The sequence below is a fragment of the Streptomyces sp. NPDC087428 genome (assembly GCF_044744085.1).
In the GTDB taxonomy this organism is placed as follows: domain Bacteria; phylum Actinomycetota; class Actinomycetes; order Streptomycetales; family Streptomycetaceae; genus Streptomyces.
Genome location: NZ_JBIUXR010000013.1, coordinates 242,389 through 255,579, shown reverse-complemented (window position 1 = coordinate 255,579; position 13,191 = coordinate 242,389). Strand labels below are relative to the sequence as shown.

The 13,191-nt window shown below is 70.3% G+C and carries 9 protein-coding genes; 4 read left to right on the top strand and 5 right to left on the bottom strand.

Annotated features, from left to right (window positions below; genetic code table 11):
- Positions 1-2 precede the first annotated feature (2 nt).
- Positions 3-1,523, top strand: a complete 1,521-nt coding sequence (locus ACIO3R_RS27905; RefSeq protein ID WP_385036563.1) for a sugar ABC transporter ATP-binding protein — start codon at positions 3-5, stop codon at positions 1,521-1,523.
- Complete coding sequence (locus ACIO3R_RS27900) at positions 1,520-2,572, top strand: ABC transporter permease (RefSeq protein ID WP_385036562.1); 1,053 nt, start codon at positions 1,520-1,522, stop codon at positions 2,570-2,572. Before ACIO3R_RS27905 ends, ACIO3R_RS27900 begins: the two co-directional genes overlap by 4 nt.
- A 100-nt stretch (positions 2,573-2,672) precedes the next feature.
- Here the strand turns inward: ACIO3R_RS27900 and ACIO3R_RS27895 are convergent, their stop codons facing one another.
- The 5 genes from ACIO3R_RS27895 to ACIO3R_RS27875 all read right to left on the bottom strand — a co-directional run bounded on the left by ACIO3R_RS27895 (position 2,673) and on the right by ACIO3R_RS27875 (position 8,573).
- A complete protein-coding gene (locus tag ACIO3R_RS27895; RefSeq protein ID WP_123468707.1) occupies positions 2,673-3,344 on the bottom strand; it encodes a FadR/GntR family transcriptional regulator in 672 nt (223 codons plus the stop codon).
- Between the two features lie 208 nt (positions 3,345-3,552).
- Complete coding sequence (locus ACIO3R_RS27890) at positions 3,553-5,166, bottom strand: FAD-dependent oxidoreductase (RefSeq protein WP_402109571.1); 1,614 nt, start codon at positions 5,164-5,166, stop codon at positions 3,553-3,555.
- Between the two features lie 5 nt (positions 5,167-5,171).
- On the bottom strand, positions 5,172-6,722 hold the full coding sequence (gene glpK, locus ACIO3R_RS27885) for a glycerol kinase GlpK (protein WP_385036560.1): 1,551 nt from the start codon (positions 6,720-6,722) through the stop codon (positions 5,172-5,174).
- A gap of 55 nt (positions 6,723-6,777) precedes the next feature.
- Positions 6,778-7,569, bottom strand: a complete 792-nt coding sequence (locus ACIO3R_RS27880) for an MIP/aquaporin family protein (RefSeq protein WP_363030400.1) — start codon at positions 7,567-7,569, stop codon at positions 6,778-6,780.
- Between the two features lie 239 nt (positions 7,570-7,808).
- Complete coding sequence (locus tag ACIO3R_RS27875) at positions 7,809-8,573, bottom strand: IclR family transcriptional regulator (protein ID WP_402109567.1); 765 nt, start codon at positions 8,571-8,573, stop codon at positions 7,809-7,811.
- Between the two features lie 238 nt (positions 8,574-8,811).
- On the opposite strand from ACIO3R_RS27875, the gene metH reads away from it, so the two are divergent.
- Together metH and ACIO3R_RS27865 are read left to right on the top strand one after the other, a co-directional pair.
- Positions 8,812-12,324, top strand: coding sequence for a methionine synthase (gene metH, locus ACIO3R_RS27870; RefSeq protein WP_402109564.1), 3,513 nt, complete (start codon positions 8,812-8,814; stop codon positions 12,322-12,324).
- A gap of 120 nt (positions 12,325-12,444) precedes the next feature.
- Complete coding sequence (locus ACIO3R_RS27865; RefSeq protein WP_385036557.1) at positions 12,445-13,146, top strand: HAD family hydrolase; 702 nt, start codon at positions 12,445-12,447, stop codon at positions 13,144-13,146.
- Positions 13,147-13,191: the final 45 nt, after the last annotated feature.

Sequence of the window (13,191 nt, the reverse complement as noted above, 5' to 3'; positions counted from 1 at the left end):
CCATGGACCAGGCACCACCACCTGCCGTACAGGCGGAAGGCGTTGTCAAACGCTTCGGACCCACCGTCGCGCTCGACGGGGTGCAGCTCACCGTGCAGCCCGGTGAGTCGCACGCCCTCGTCGGCCGCAACGGCGCGGGCAAGTCGACCCTGGTCAGCGTGCTGACCGGACTCCACAGGGCGGACGCGGGCACGGTCACCTTCGGCGGGGAGCCCGCGCCCGCCTTCGGGGACACCACGGCCTGGCAGTCGAAGGTCGCCTGCGTCTACCAGAAGTCCATGGTCGTCCCCGATCTGACCGTCGCGGAGAACCTCTTCCTCAACCGGTTCGACGACAACGCCCGCTGGATCAGCTGGGGGCGGCTGCGCAAGCGCGCGGAGCAGCTCCTCGCCGACTACGGCGTCCAGGTCGACCCGAACACCCGGGCGCGCGACCTCGCCGTCGAGCAGCGGCAGTTCGTCGAGATCGCCCGCGCGCTGTCCTTCGGCGCGCGGCTGATCATCCTCGACGAGCCGACCGCCCAGCTCGACGCCCGGGGCATCGGGCGGCTCTTCGACAAGCTCCGGGAACTGCAGAGCCAGGGAGTGGCGTTCCTCTTCATCTCCCACCACCTGCAGGAGGTGTACGAGCTCTGCACGGCGGTCACCGTCTACCGCGACGCCCGCCACGTCCTGACCGCCCCGGTGGCGGACGTGTCGAAGACGGACCTGGTGGCGGCGATGACGGGCGAGAAGTCCGGCGGCGCCGTCGCCTGGCACGCGGCCGGCACCGCCGCACCGCCCGACGCGTCGGCGGAGCCCGTCCTGCGCACCGAGGGGCTCACCCTGGAGGGCAGGTTCGAACCCCTGGACCTCCAGGTGCGCCCCGGTGAGGTGCTCGGCCTGGCCGGCTCCGCGGCCAGCGGCAACACCGCGCTGGGCGAGGTCCTGGCGGGGATGCGCAAGGCGGGCGGCGGCACGGTCCGGGTGCACGGCGAGGCCGTGCGCTCGGGGAGCGTGCCGCACGCGCTGGCCGCCGGGATCGGCTACATCCCCGAGGACCGGCACGACCAGGGTCTCGTCCTGCAGCGCAGCGTCGCCGAGAACGCCACCCTCACGGTCACCGACCAGCTCGGACCGTGGGGGACCGTACTGCCCTCCCGTACGCGGGAGTTCGCCCGGGGCATGATCGACTCGCTGGACATCAAGACCCAGGGCCCCGAGCAGCCCGTCTCCGGGCTCTCCGGCGGCAACCAGCAGAAGGTGGTGGTCGCCCGCGCGCTGGCCCGCAAGCCCAGCGTGCTGGTGGCGGTCCGGCCCACCGCGGGGGTGGACGTCAAGTCCAAGGACTCGCTCCTCGGGGTCGTCCGGCGGGTCGCCGACGAGGGCAATGCCGCAGTCGTCGTCTCGGACGAGCTGGACGATCTGCGGGTCTGCGACCGGGTGCTCGCCCTGTTCCACGGGCGAGTGGTCGCCACGTTCGCAAGCGGGTGGACCGACGGGGAACTCGTCGCCGCCATGGAAGGTGTGGGGGAAAGGGAATGACCGGCACGATACGGCCGTCCACGGCCGACGACATCAACAGGGGACCGAAGGGCGGGCTCGGCGACGACAGTCCGCTGAGCCGGCTCAAGCTGATCCGGTGGAGCGACTTCTCCCTGGTGCCGGTGATCCTGGTGCTGATGGTGATCGGCTTCATCGTCTCGCCGGTCTTCCTGACCTCGGACAACCTGATCAGCGTCGTCCAGCAGTCCTCCGAGCTCAGCCTGCTGGTCCTGGGCCAGGCGCTGATCCTGATCTGCGGGCGGATGGACCTGTCGCTGGAGTCGACGATCGGCATCGCGCCCGTCGTCGCCATGTGGCTGGTGCTGCCCGGCGACGACGGCCGCTTCGCCGGCCTCGGAGTGCTCCCCACCTGGATGGCGATTCCGCTCTGTCTGCTGGTGGGCCTCGTCATCGGCGCGATCAACGGCTTCCTGATGCTGAAGCTGCGGGTCAACGGCTTCATCGCCACGCTCGGCATGCTGACCATGCTGCGCGGACTCCACATCGGCATCACCGAGGGCAAGTCCATCACCGACGTCCCGGAGTCCTTCCGCTACCTGGGCAAGAGCCAGTGGTTCGGTGTTCCGGCCGCGGTCTGGATCTGCCTGGTGCTCTTCGCGATCGGCGGCGCGGCGCTGGCCTGGCTGCGGCACGGACGCTCGCTGTACGCGATCGGCGGCAACCCGGAAGCGGCGCGCGCCGCGGGTATCCGGGTCGACCGGGTCACCTGGATCGTGCTCGCCATCGGCGGTCTGCTGGCGGCCTTCGCGGGCATCCTCTACACCGGCCACTACGGCGCGGTCGCCGCGACGCAGGGCAACGGCTGGATCTTCCAGGTGTTCGCCGCGGCGGTCATCGGCGGCATCAGCCTCAAGGGCGGGCGCGGCACCCTGTTCGGTGCGCTGACCGGCGTACTGACGCTTCAGCTGGTGGTCAACGTGATGACCCTCGGCGGCGTCCCGGCCCTGTGGAACCAGTTCCTCAACGGCGCGATCATCATCGTCGCGCTGGTCATCTCCCGCTTCGCGAGCGGTGAGAAGCAGGACTGAGCGGTACCAGCTCAAAAGAACGCCGGCGGGGCTGAACTCTCTTCAGCCCCGCCGGCGTCTCAGGTGCGGGGCTGAGCCCCGGTTCACCCCGCACCCGCCGCTACAGCGTCGACCGCAGCCACTGCTCCACACTGGCCACGTGCACCGTCGCCCAGGACCGCGCGGCCTCCGCGTCACGGTCCCGCAGCGCCGACACGATCGCCCGGTGCTCGTGCAGCGTCCGGCTCACCGCGTCCTCCTGGGTCAGACCGCGCCAGACCCGGGCCCGCGTCGTCGGCCCCGAAAGACCGTCGAGCAACGAGCAGAGCACCGAATTGCCCGACGACTGGACGATGCCGCGGTGGAACTCCAGATCGCAGGCCACCAGCTCCTCGACCGAGGGGCGGCTGCCCAGGGCGTCCAGCTGGGAGCTCAGCAGATCCAGCTGCTCCTCGGTGATCCGGCTCGCCGCCATCGCGGTCGCGGCCGGCTCCAGGATCCGGCGGACCGCCAGGAACTCCAGCACCGTGTCGTCGCGGTGGAAGTCCACCACGAAGCTCAGCGCCTCCAGCAGCAACTGCGGATCCAGACTGGTGACATACGTGCCGTCGCCCTGGCGCACGTCGAGAATGCGGATCAGCGACAGGGCGCGCACCGCCTCCCGCAGCGAGTTGCGGGACAGGCCGAGCTCCGCGGCGAGTTCGCTCTCCTTGGGGAGACGATCGCCGGGCCGTAGCGCACCCGAGACGATCATTCCCTTGATCTTCTCGATGGCCTCGTCAGTGACAGCCATGGGCGACCTCCAGACATCCGATGTATCGCCCTATTATGCGTCCCAGGAGGCGCCCGGTGCGCGCTTCGGGGCAACCCGTGCGACGGCGGTCCCCCGGCGCGGGGCGTTTCGACCGGTTCCGTACGGCGGAGTCCGAAAGCGTCCACCGCGGCCGGCACACACGGGAGGGGGCGGCGTCCACGGATGGACACCGCCCCCTCCCCGCGCGTCAGCTCCTGCGGTCACCGAGCACCGACTCGACGCCGGCCCGGATCTCGTCCGTGGCCAGCCCCCGGATCGTCAGCGTCGTCCGGCGCCGCAGCACGTCGTCCGCCGTCTCGGCCCACTCGTGGTCGCGGGCGTAGGCGACCTGCGCCCAGATCTCCGGCGCGTCCGGGTGGATGCGCTCCGCGAGTGCCGGGTTCTCGTTGGCCAGCCGGGCGATGTCGAAGGACAGCGAACCGTAGTGCGTGGCCAGGTGCCGTGCCGTGTCGGCGGACATCCGCGGTCCGGGAGCGCCGCCGTCGACCAGCAGCCGGTGCGCCACCGCGTTCGGGTTGGCGATACCCGGCAGCGGGAGCTTCTTCGGCAGCCGGGCCATCGGCTCCATGTCCTCGCCCAGCGGGTGACCGGGGAGCGCGGCCAGCTTGTTCATCACGGTGCGGCCGATGTGGCGGAACGTCGTCCACTTGCCGCCCGCCACCGACAGCATCCCGCCGCGGCCCTCCGTCACGACGGTCTCGCGCTTGGCCTTGGCGGTACCGCCGGGACCACCCGGCAGCACCCGCAGACCCGCGAAGGAGTACGTGATCAGATCGCGCGACAGCTGCTGGTCCCGGACGGAGAACGCCGCCTCGTCCAGGATCTGCGCGGTGTCCTGCTCGGTGACCGCGACGTCCGCCGGATCGCCCTCGTACTCCTCGTCCGTCGTACCCAGCAGCAGCATGTCCTCCCACGGCAGGGCGAACGTGATCCGGTACTTGTCGATCGGGGTGGCGAGCGCGGCCTTCCACGGGCGGGTCCGCTTCAGGACGAGGTGCGCGCCCTTGGAGAGACGTATGGAGGGCGCCGCGTCCGGGTTCTCCATCTTCCGCAGGTGGTCGACCCACGGCCCGGTGGCGTTGAGCACCAGCCGGGCGTCGATCCCGAACTCCGTGCCGTCCACGGAATCCCGCAGTTCGGCACCGGTCACCCGGCCCCTGGTGAAGCGGAGCCCGGTCACGGCGGCGTGGTTGAGCACGGCGGCGCCCGCCTCGACGGCCGCGCGGACCGTCATCAGCGCCATCCGCGCGTCGTTCATCTGGTCGTCGCCGTAGACCGCCACGGCCTTCAGGTTGTCGGTCCGCAGCTCCGGCACGTCGCGCTGCGCCTTCGCCGGGCTGATCACGTGGCCGACGCCGTCACCGAAGGCGGAGAGCGCCGAGTACGCGAACACGCCCGCGCCGAGCTTGGCCGCGCCGTGCGGCCCGCCCTTGTAGACCGGCAGGTAGAAGGTGAGCGGGTTGGCGAGGTGCGGTGCGACCTGACGGGACACCGCACGCCGTTCGAAGTGGTTCTCCGCAACCAGCTTCACCGCGCCGGTCTGCAGGTAGCGCAGACCGCCGTGGAGCAGCTTGGAGGAGGCGGAGGAGGTGGCGCCGGCGAAGTCGCCGGCGTCCACCAGGGCCACCCGCAGTCCGGACTGCGCGGCGTGCCAGGCGGTGGAGATGCCCAGGATGCCGCCGCCGATCACCAGGAGGTCGTACGTCGCCTTGGAAAGCTGCTCCCGGGTCTCGGCGCGGCTCGGAAGGGAGCCGGAGGCCGGATGCGTCCCGAGGGCGGGGACGCTCTGCAGGGTGGTCATGTTCTCTACTCCTCGGCTGTGCTGTCGTCGAGCCAGCCCATGGAGCGTTCCACAGCCTTGAGCCAGCTCTTGTACTCGCGGTCGCGGGTGTCCGCGTCCATGCGGGGGGTCCACTCGGCGGCCCGGCGCCAGTTGGCGCGCAGCGCGTCGGTGTCCGGCCAGAAGCCGACGGCCAGGCCGGCGGCGTAGGCGGCGCCGAGGCAGGTGGTCTCGGCGACCATGGGCCGCACCACGGGCGCGTCCAGGAAGTCGGCGAGCGTCTGCATCAGCAGGTTGTTGGAGGTCATGCCGCCGTCGACCTTGAGCGCGGTCAGCTCGACGCCGGAGTCCTTGGTCATGGCGTCGCTGATCTCGCGGGTCTGCCAGGCGGTGGCCTCCAGCACGGCACGGGCGATGTGCGCCTTGGTGACGTAGCGGGTGAGGCCGGCGATGACGCCGCGGGCGTCGGGGCGCCAGTACGGGGCGAACAGTCCGGAGAAGGCGGGCACGAAGTACGCGCCGCCGTTGTCCTCGACCGACGAGGCCAGCGTCTCGATCTCGGCGGCGGACTGGATCAGGCCCATCTGGTCGCGCATCCACTGCACCAGCGAACCGGTGACGGCGATCGACCCCTCCAGGGCGTAGACCGGCTTCTGCTCGCCGATCTGGTAGCCGACCGTGGTCAGCAGCCCGTTGTAGGAGTTGACGGGTGTCTCGCCGGTGTTCAGCAGCATGAAGGTGCCGGTGCCGTACGTGGACTTGGCCTCGCCCTCGGCGAAACACGTCTGGCCGAACAGCGCGGCCTGCTGGTCACCGAGTGCGGAGGCGACCGGTACGCCGTCGAGCACGCCGCCCTTGGCGTGGCCGTAGACCTCGGCCGAGGACCGGATCTCGGGCAGCACCGCGGCCGGGATGCCGATGGACGCGAGGATCTTGCTGTCCCACGCCATGTTGTGCAGGTTCATCAGGAGTGTGCGCGAGGCGTTGGTGACGTCGGTGACGTGCACGCCGCCCTCGGTGCCGCCGGTCAGGTTCCAGATGATCCAGGAGTCCATGGTGCCGAAGAGGATGTCGCCGCGCTCGGCGCGCTCGCGCAGACCCTCGACGTTGTCGAGCAGCCAGCGGACCTTGGGCCCGGCGAAGTACGAGGCGAGCGGCAGCCCGGTCTCGCGGCGGAAGCGGTCCTGGCCCACGTTGCGGCCGAGCTCCTTGCAGAGCGCGTCGGTGCGGGTGTCCTGCCAGACGAGGGCGTTGTGGACGGGCTCACCGGTGTGCTTGTCCCACATCAGCGTGGTCTCGCGCTGGTTGGTGATGCCGATCGCCTTCACGTCGGCGGCGGTGATGCCCGCCTTGACGATGGCGCTCGCCACGACCTCCTGGACGTTCTCCCAGATCTCGGTCGCGTTGTGCTCGACCCAGCCCGGCTTCGGGAAGATCTGCTCGTGCTCCTTCTGGTCGACGGAGACGATCCGGCCGTCCTTGTCGAAGACGATGCAGCGGCTGGAGGTGGTGCCCTGGTCGATGGCCGCGATGAACGGCCCGGTCCCGTGGGTGCCGGTGGTAGGTGCGTCGGTCACGGTGTGCTCCCGGAGGTCTGTGAGGTCTTGGGGTTACGGCGCGGGGCTCTGCGGCTCAGGCGAACGCGAGGTTGTAGAGCCCGCCCGCGAGCGCGCCGCCGATGAGGGGGCCGACGACCGGGATCCAGGCGTAGCCCCAGTCGGAACCGCCCTTGTTCGGCAGCGGAAGCAGCGCGTGCACGATACGCGGACCGAGGTCGCGAACCGGGTTGATCGCGTATCCCGTCGGGCCGCCGAGCGAGAGGCCGATGGCGACGACGACCAGGGCGGTGATCAGCGCGCCGAGCGTGCCGAGGCCGTTGCCGTTGTCGTTGAGGCCCTGGGTGAGGATCGCCAGGACGAGCACGACGGTGGCGATGACCTCGGTGACGACGTTCTGCACGACGTTGCGGATCTCGGGGCCCGTCGAGAAGATGCCGAGCACCGGTCCCGCCTTGGGGGCCGCCGCCGGGTCGACCATGCCTTCCTCACCCGTATGGGCCTTGAGGATCTCCGGATCCGTCAGATGCGCCCGGAACTGTCCGTAGTAGGTCAGCCAGACCAGTACGGCGCCGATCATCGCGCCGAGGAGCTGGGAGGCGAGGTAGAGCGGTACGTCGCTCCACTTGGTGCCGCCCTCGATCGCCAGACCGATGGTGACGGCCGGGTTGAGATGCGCGCCGGAGACGCCGCCCGCCAGATACGCGCCGGTCAGGACCGCGAAACCCCACCCGAAGGTGACCGCGAGCCAGCCGGCGTTCTGTGCCTTCGAGTGCTTGAGGGTGACGGCGGCACAGACGCCGGCGCCGAGCAGGATGAGCACGGCGGTACCTATGGTCTCGCCGATGAAGATGTCGGAGCTGGACACCCGCGACTCCTTTGTCCTTCGTCCAGGAAGCCGAACCCCGGGTCCCTCCGGTGGTCCGCGCCCTCATGTGAGGGCGTTACCGGCCCTTGGCACTGTCACACCCTAACGCTTGTTTCCGTTAAGTGTTCGACAATGCCGACCGGTGAACGGCAGTGTTTCCCCCAGGTGAATGGGGCGTCAAGGGGTCTGTGGCCTACAACTCGATTGGGCCGCTCATTACCGGTGATCCCGAACGGGGCTCAGAAGCGTCGGGCGCCCAGGTCCCGGGAGACCGCGCGGGCGCAGTCGCGCACCGCCGCGACGAGGTCGGGCCGCAGCTCGCCGTCCGCGCAGACCCGCTCCACCGCACCGGTCACGGCCACGGCGCCGACCGGCATCCGGCGCCGGTCGTGGATCGGGGCGGCCACCGCGGCGACGCCCTCCCAGGTCTCCTCCATGTCGGCCGCCCAGCCGCGCGCGCGGATCAGGTCGAGCATCGACTCGAACTCCTCCGGATCGGTGACGGTGCGGGGCGTGAAGGACTGCCGCTCGGACTCCATGGCCTCCGTGTGCGCCACCGGGTCACACGCCGCCAGCACCTTGCCCAGGGCCGTGGAGTGCAGCGGCTGCATGGCCCCGACCTCCAGGACCTGCCGGCTGTCGTCGGGCCGGAAGACGTGGTGGACGACGAGGACGCCCCGCTGGTGCAGGACGCCCAGATGGACGCTCTCGCCGCTGGAGCGGGCCAGGTCGTCCGTCCAGACCAGTGCGCGGGCCCGCAGCTCGTGGACGTCCAGATAGCTGTTGCCCAGGCGCAGCAGCTCGGCGCCGAGCTGATAGCGGCCGGAGGCGGTGTCCTGCTCGACGAAGCCCTCGTGCTGGAGCGTGCGCAGGATGCCGTGCGCGGTGCCCTTGGCCAGGCCCAGCGCGGAGGAGATGTCGGAGAGTCCCAGTCGCCGCTCGCCGCCCGCCAGCAGCCGCAGCATCGCGGCCGCCCGCTCCAGCGACTGGATGTTCTTGGCCATCGCGCCGTACTCCTCCACTGTGGTTCGACAATGCTGAACAGTATCGGTCCATGCCGACCCATGCTCCATCGCAGGAGAAGTCTGCGGCACCCCGCCGGCCGGACGGCCCTCCGCACAGCATGCAGTCCGATTCGTGGGACAGAGTGACGTCACGGGGCGTCACCCGGCTACCCTGGCCGGGTGCGCCTTCCGCCGAAGCCGCAAAGCCGACAGCCGTCGCATCCCAGGGAGTACATCCATGGCCTCGTCGCCGACCCCTTCCGCCGACAGCCGGACCCGATCCGCAGCCCTCCGCGAGGCGCTCGCCACCCGTGTGGTGGTGGCCGACGGTGCCATGGGCACCATGCTCCAGGCACAGGACCCCACCCTTGAGGACTTCCAGGACCTCGAAGGCTGCAACGAGATCCTGAACCTGACCCGTCCCGACATCGTGCGTTCCGTGCACGAGGAGTACTTCGCGGTCGGTGTGGACTGCGTGGAGACGAACACCTTCGGTGCCAACACCGCGGCGCTCGGCGAGTACGACATTCCCGAGCGGGTTCACGAGCTGTCCGAGTCCGGCGCGCGCATCGCCCGCGAGGTCGCCGACGAGTTCACCGCCTCGACCGGGCAGCAGCGCTGGGTGCTCGGCTCCATGGGCCCCGGGACGAAGCTGCCGACGCTCGGCCACGCCCCGTACGTGAAGCTCCGTGACGGGTTCCAGCAGAACGCCGAGGGGCTGATCGCGGGTGGCGCGGACGCGCTCATCGTCGAGACGACCCAGGACCTCCTGCAGACCAAGGCCGGCATCCTGGGTGCGCGGCGTGCGCTGGAGGCGCTGGGCAGCGATCTGCCGCTGCTGGTCTCCCTCGCCTTCGAGACGACCGGGACGATGCTCCTCGGCTCGGAGATCGGCGCCGCCCTGACGGCTCTGGAGCCGCTCGGCGTCGACATGATCGGACTGAACTGCTCGACCGGACCGGCCGAGATGAGCGAGCACCTGCGCTACCTCACACGCCACTCCCGCATCCCGCTGCTGTGCATGCCGAACGCCGGACTGCCGGTCCTGACCAAGGACGGCGCGCACTTCCCGCTCGGCCCCGAGGGACTCGCCGACGCCCAGGAGACGTTCGTCCAGGAGTACGGGCTCTCGCTGGTCGGCGGCTGCTGCGGTACGACCCCGGAGCACCTGCGCCAGGTCGTCGACCGGGTCCGGGGCTCCGCCCTCACCACCCGCAACCCGCGCCCCGAGCCGGGCGCCGCGTCGCTCTACCAGACGGTGCCGTTCCGCCAGGACACCTCGTACCTCGCGATCGGTGAGCGCACGAACGCCAACGGCTCCAAGAAGTTCCGCGAGGCCATGCTGGAGGCGCGCTGGGACGACTGCGTGGAGATGGCGCGCGACCAGATCCGCGAGGGCGCGCACATGCTCGACCTCTGCGTCGACTACGTGGGCCGCGACGGCGTCGCGGACATGGAGGAGCTGGCCGGCCGCTTCGCGACCGCCTCGACCCTGCCGATCGTGCTCGACTCCACCGAGCTGCCCGTGCTCCGGGCCGGGCTGGAGAAGCTCGGCGGCCGCGCGGTCCTCAACTCGGTGAACTACGAGGACGGCGACGGGCCCGAGTCGCGCTTCGCCCAGGTGACCGAACTCGCCGCGGAGCACGGCGCGGCCCTGATCGCGCTGACCATCGACGAGGAGGGCCAGGCCCGCACCGTCGAGCACAAGGTCGCCATCGCGGAGCGCCTCATCGAGGACCTGACCGGCAACTGGGGCATCCAGGAGTCGGACATCCTCATCGACTGCCTCACCTTCACCATCTGTACTGGCCAGGAGGAGTCGCGGGGCGACGGCATCGCGACGATCGGGGCGATCCGCGAACTGAAGAAGCGCCACCCCGACGTCCAGACGACGCTCGGGCTGTCGAACATCTCCTTCGGCCTCAACCCGGCCGCCCGCGTCGTCCTCAACTCCGTCTTCCTCGACGAGTGCGTCAAGGCGGGCCTCGACTCCGCCATCGTGCACGCGTCGAAGATCCTGCCGATCGCCCGGCTGGAGGAGGAGCAGGCGAAGGTCGCGCTCGACCTGATCCACGACCGCCGCTCCGAGGGCTACGACCCGCTGCAGAAGCTCATGGCGCTCTTCGATGGCGTCAACATGAAGTCGATGAAGGCGGGCAGGGCCGAGGAACTCCTCGCGCTGCCGCTCGACGAGCGCCTCCAGCGCCGCATCATCGACGGCGAGAAGAACGGCCTGGAGGCCGACCTCGACGAGGCGCTCCAGAGCCGCCCGGCCCTCGACATCGTCAACGACACCCTGCTGGAGGGCATGAAGGTCGTCGGCGAACTGTTCGGTTCTGGCCAGATGCAGCTGCCGTTCGTCCTCCAGTCCGCCGAGGTCATGAAGACCGCGGTGGCCCACCTGGAACCGCACATGGAGAAGTCGGACGCCGAGGGCAAGGGCACCATCGTCCTGGCCACCGTCCGCGGCGACGTCCACGACATCGGCAAGAACCTCGTCGACATCATCCTGTCGAACAACGGGTTCAACGTCGTCAACATCGGCATCAAGCAGCCCGTCTCCGCGATCCTGGACGCCGCCGAGGAGCACCGGGCCGACGTCATCGGGATGTCCGGCCTCCTGGTCAAGTCCACCGTGATCATGAAGGAGAACCTCCAGGAGCTGAACCAGCGCAAGCTGGCCGCCGAATACCCGGTGATCCTCGGCGGCGCCGCCCTCACCCGCGCCTACGTGGAGCAGGACCTCCACGAGATCTACGAGGGCGAGGTCCGCTACGCCCGCGACGCCTTCGAGGGACTGCGCCTGATGGACGCGCTCATCGCGGTCAAGCGCGGTGTCCCGGGCGCCACCCTGCCCGAGCTCAAGCAGCGCCGCGTGCCCAAGCGCGACACCGCCGCACCCGAGGCCGAGGAGCCGGAGGAGGGCGTCCGCTCCGACGTGGCCGTCGACAACCCGGTCCCCACCCCGCCGTTCTGGGGCACCCGGGTCGTCAAGGGCATCCAGCTCAAGGAGTACGCCTCCTGGCTCGACGAGGGCGCCCTCTTCAAGGGCCAGTGGGGTCTCAAGCAGGCCCGCGCCGGTGACGGGCCGACGTACGAGGAACTGGCCGAGACCGAGGGCCGCCCGCACCTGCGCGGCTGGCTCGACAAGCTGCACACCGAGAACCTGCTGGAAGCCGCCGTCGTCTACGGCTACTTCCCCTGCGTCTCCAAGGGCGACGACCTGATCCTGCTGCACGAGGACGGCTCGGAGCGCACCCGCTTCACCTTCCCGCGCCAGCGCCGCGGCCGCCGCCTGTGCCTCGCGGACTTCTTCCGTCCGGAGGAGTCCGGCGAGACGGACGTGATCGGCCTCCAGATCGTCACCGTCGGCTCCAGGATCGGCGGCGAGACCGCCAAGCTCTTCGAGGCCAACGCCTACCGGGACTACCTGGAGCTGCACGGGCTCTCCGTCCAGCTGGCCGAGGCGCTCGCCGAGTACTGGCACGCCCGGGTCCGCTCGGAGCTGGGCTTCGCCGGCGAGGACCCCGCCGACGTCGAGGACATGTTCGCGCTGAAGTACCGGGGCGCGCGTTTCTCCCTCGGCTACGGCGCCTGTCCGGAACTGGAGGACCGGGCGAAGATCGCCGAGCTGCTCCAGCCCGAGCGGATCGGTGTGCACCTGTCCGAGGAGTTCCAGCTCCACCCCGAGCAGTCCACCGACGCCATCGTCATCCACCACCCCGAGGCCAAGTACTTCAACGCGCGGTAATCCGCCGTTCGACGCGTGGTAGCGGGACGAGTCGTACACTGGTCGGTCCAGTGCAGGCCGGTCGCCCTCCCTCCGGGGAACGGTGGCCGGCCTTCTCGCCCCTCACGAAAGGTGTGCCGGATGACCAGTACGATTCCCGCGTCCTTGACCCGTACGGCCGAGGGCGCGGCCCTGCAGGCCGTGTTTCTCGACATGGACGGCACCCTGGTCGACACCGAGGGCTTCTGGTGGGACGTCGAGAAGGAGGTCTTCGCGGACCTCGGGCACCGGCTGGAGGAGTCGTGGCGGGAGGTGGTCGTCGGCGGCCCGATGACCCGCAGCGCCGGGTACCTGATCGACTCCACCGGCGCCGACATCACGCTCCCCGAGCTGACCGTGCTGCTCAACGACCGCTTCGAGAAGCGCATCGGCGTCGGTGTGCCGCTGATGCCGGGCGCGGCCCGGCTGCTCGCCGAGCTGGGCAGGCACGAGATCCCCACCGCCCTGGTCTCGGCCTCGCACCGGCGGATCATCGACCGGGTGCTGGACTCCGTGGGCCATCACCACTTCGCGCTGACCGTCGCGGGCGACGAGGTCACCCGGACGAAGCCGCACCCGGAGCCGTATCTCGCCGCGGCGAGCGGCTTCGGCGCGGATCCGCGGCTCTGCGCGGTCATCGAGGACACCGCGACCGGCGTGGCCGCGGCGGAGGCGGCCGGATGCCGGGTGGTCGCCGTGCCGTCGGTGTCACCGATCGCACCGGCGGCAGGCCGGGTCGTCGTGAGTTCTCTCGAAGAAGTCGATCTCGCATTTCTCAGGGGCCTGGTCACGGGAATGCGTTGAGTCGCACACCGGGAGTGCTTCTGTGAATGAACAGAAAAACTCTCG

Coding starts and splice junctions, on each gene's coding strand:
- ACIO3R_RS27905 (WP_385036563.1), top strand. CDS start 3: ATGGACCAGGCACCACCACCTGCCGTACAGGCGGAAGGCGTTGTCAAA.
- ACIO3R_RS27900 (WP_385036562.1), top strand. CDS start 1,520: ATGACCGGCACGATACGGCCGTCCACGGCCGACGACATCAACAGGGGA.
- ACIO3R_RS27895 (WP_123468707.1), bottom strand. CDS start 3,344: ATGGCTGTCACTGACGAGGCCATCGAGAAGATCAAGGGAATGATCGTC.
- ACIO3R_RS27890 (WP_402109571.1), bottom strand. CDS start 5,166: ATGACCACCCTGCAGAGCGTCCCCGCCCTCGGGACGCATCCGGCCTCC.
- ACIO3R_RS27875 (WP_402109567.1), bottom strand. CDS start 8,573: ATGGCCAAGAACATCCAGTCGCTGGAGCGGGCGGCCGCGATGCTGCGG.
- metH (WP_402109564.1), top strand. CDS start 8,812: ATGGCCTCGTCGCCGACCCCTTCCGCCGACAGCCGGACCCGATCCGCA.
- ACIO3R_RS27865 (WP_385036557.1), top strand. CDS start 12,445: ATGACCAGTACGATTCCCGCGTCCTTGACCCGTACGGCCGAGGGCGCG.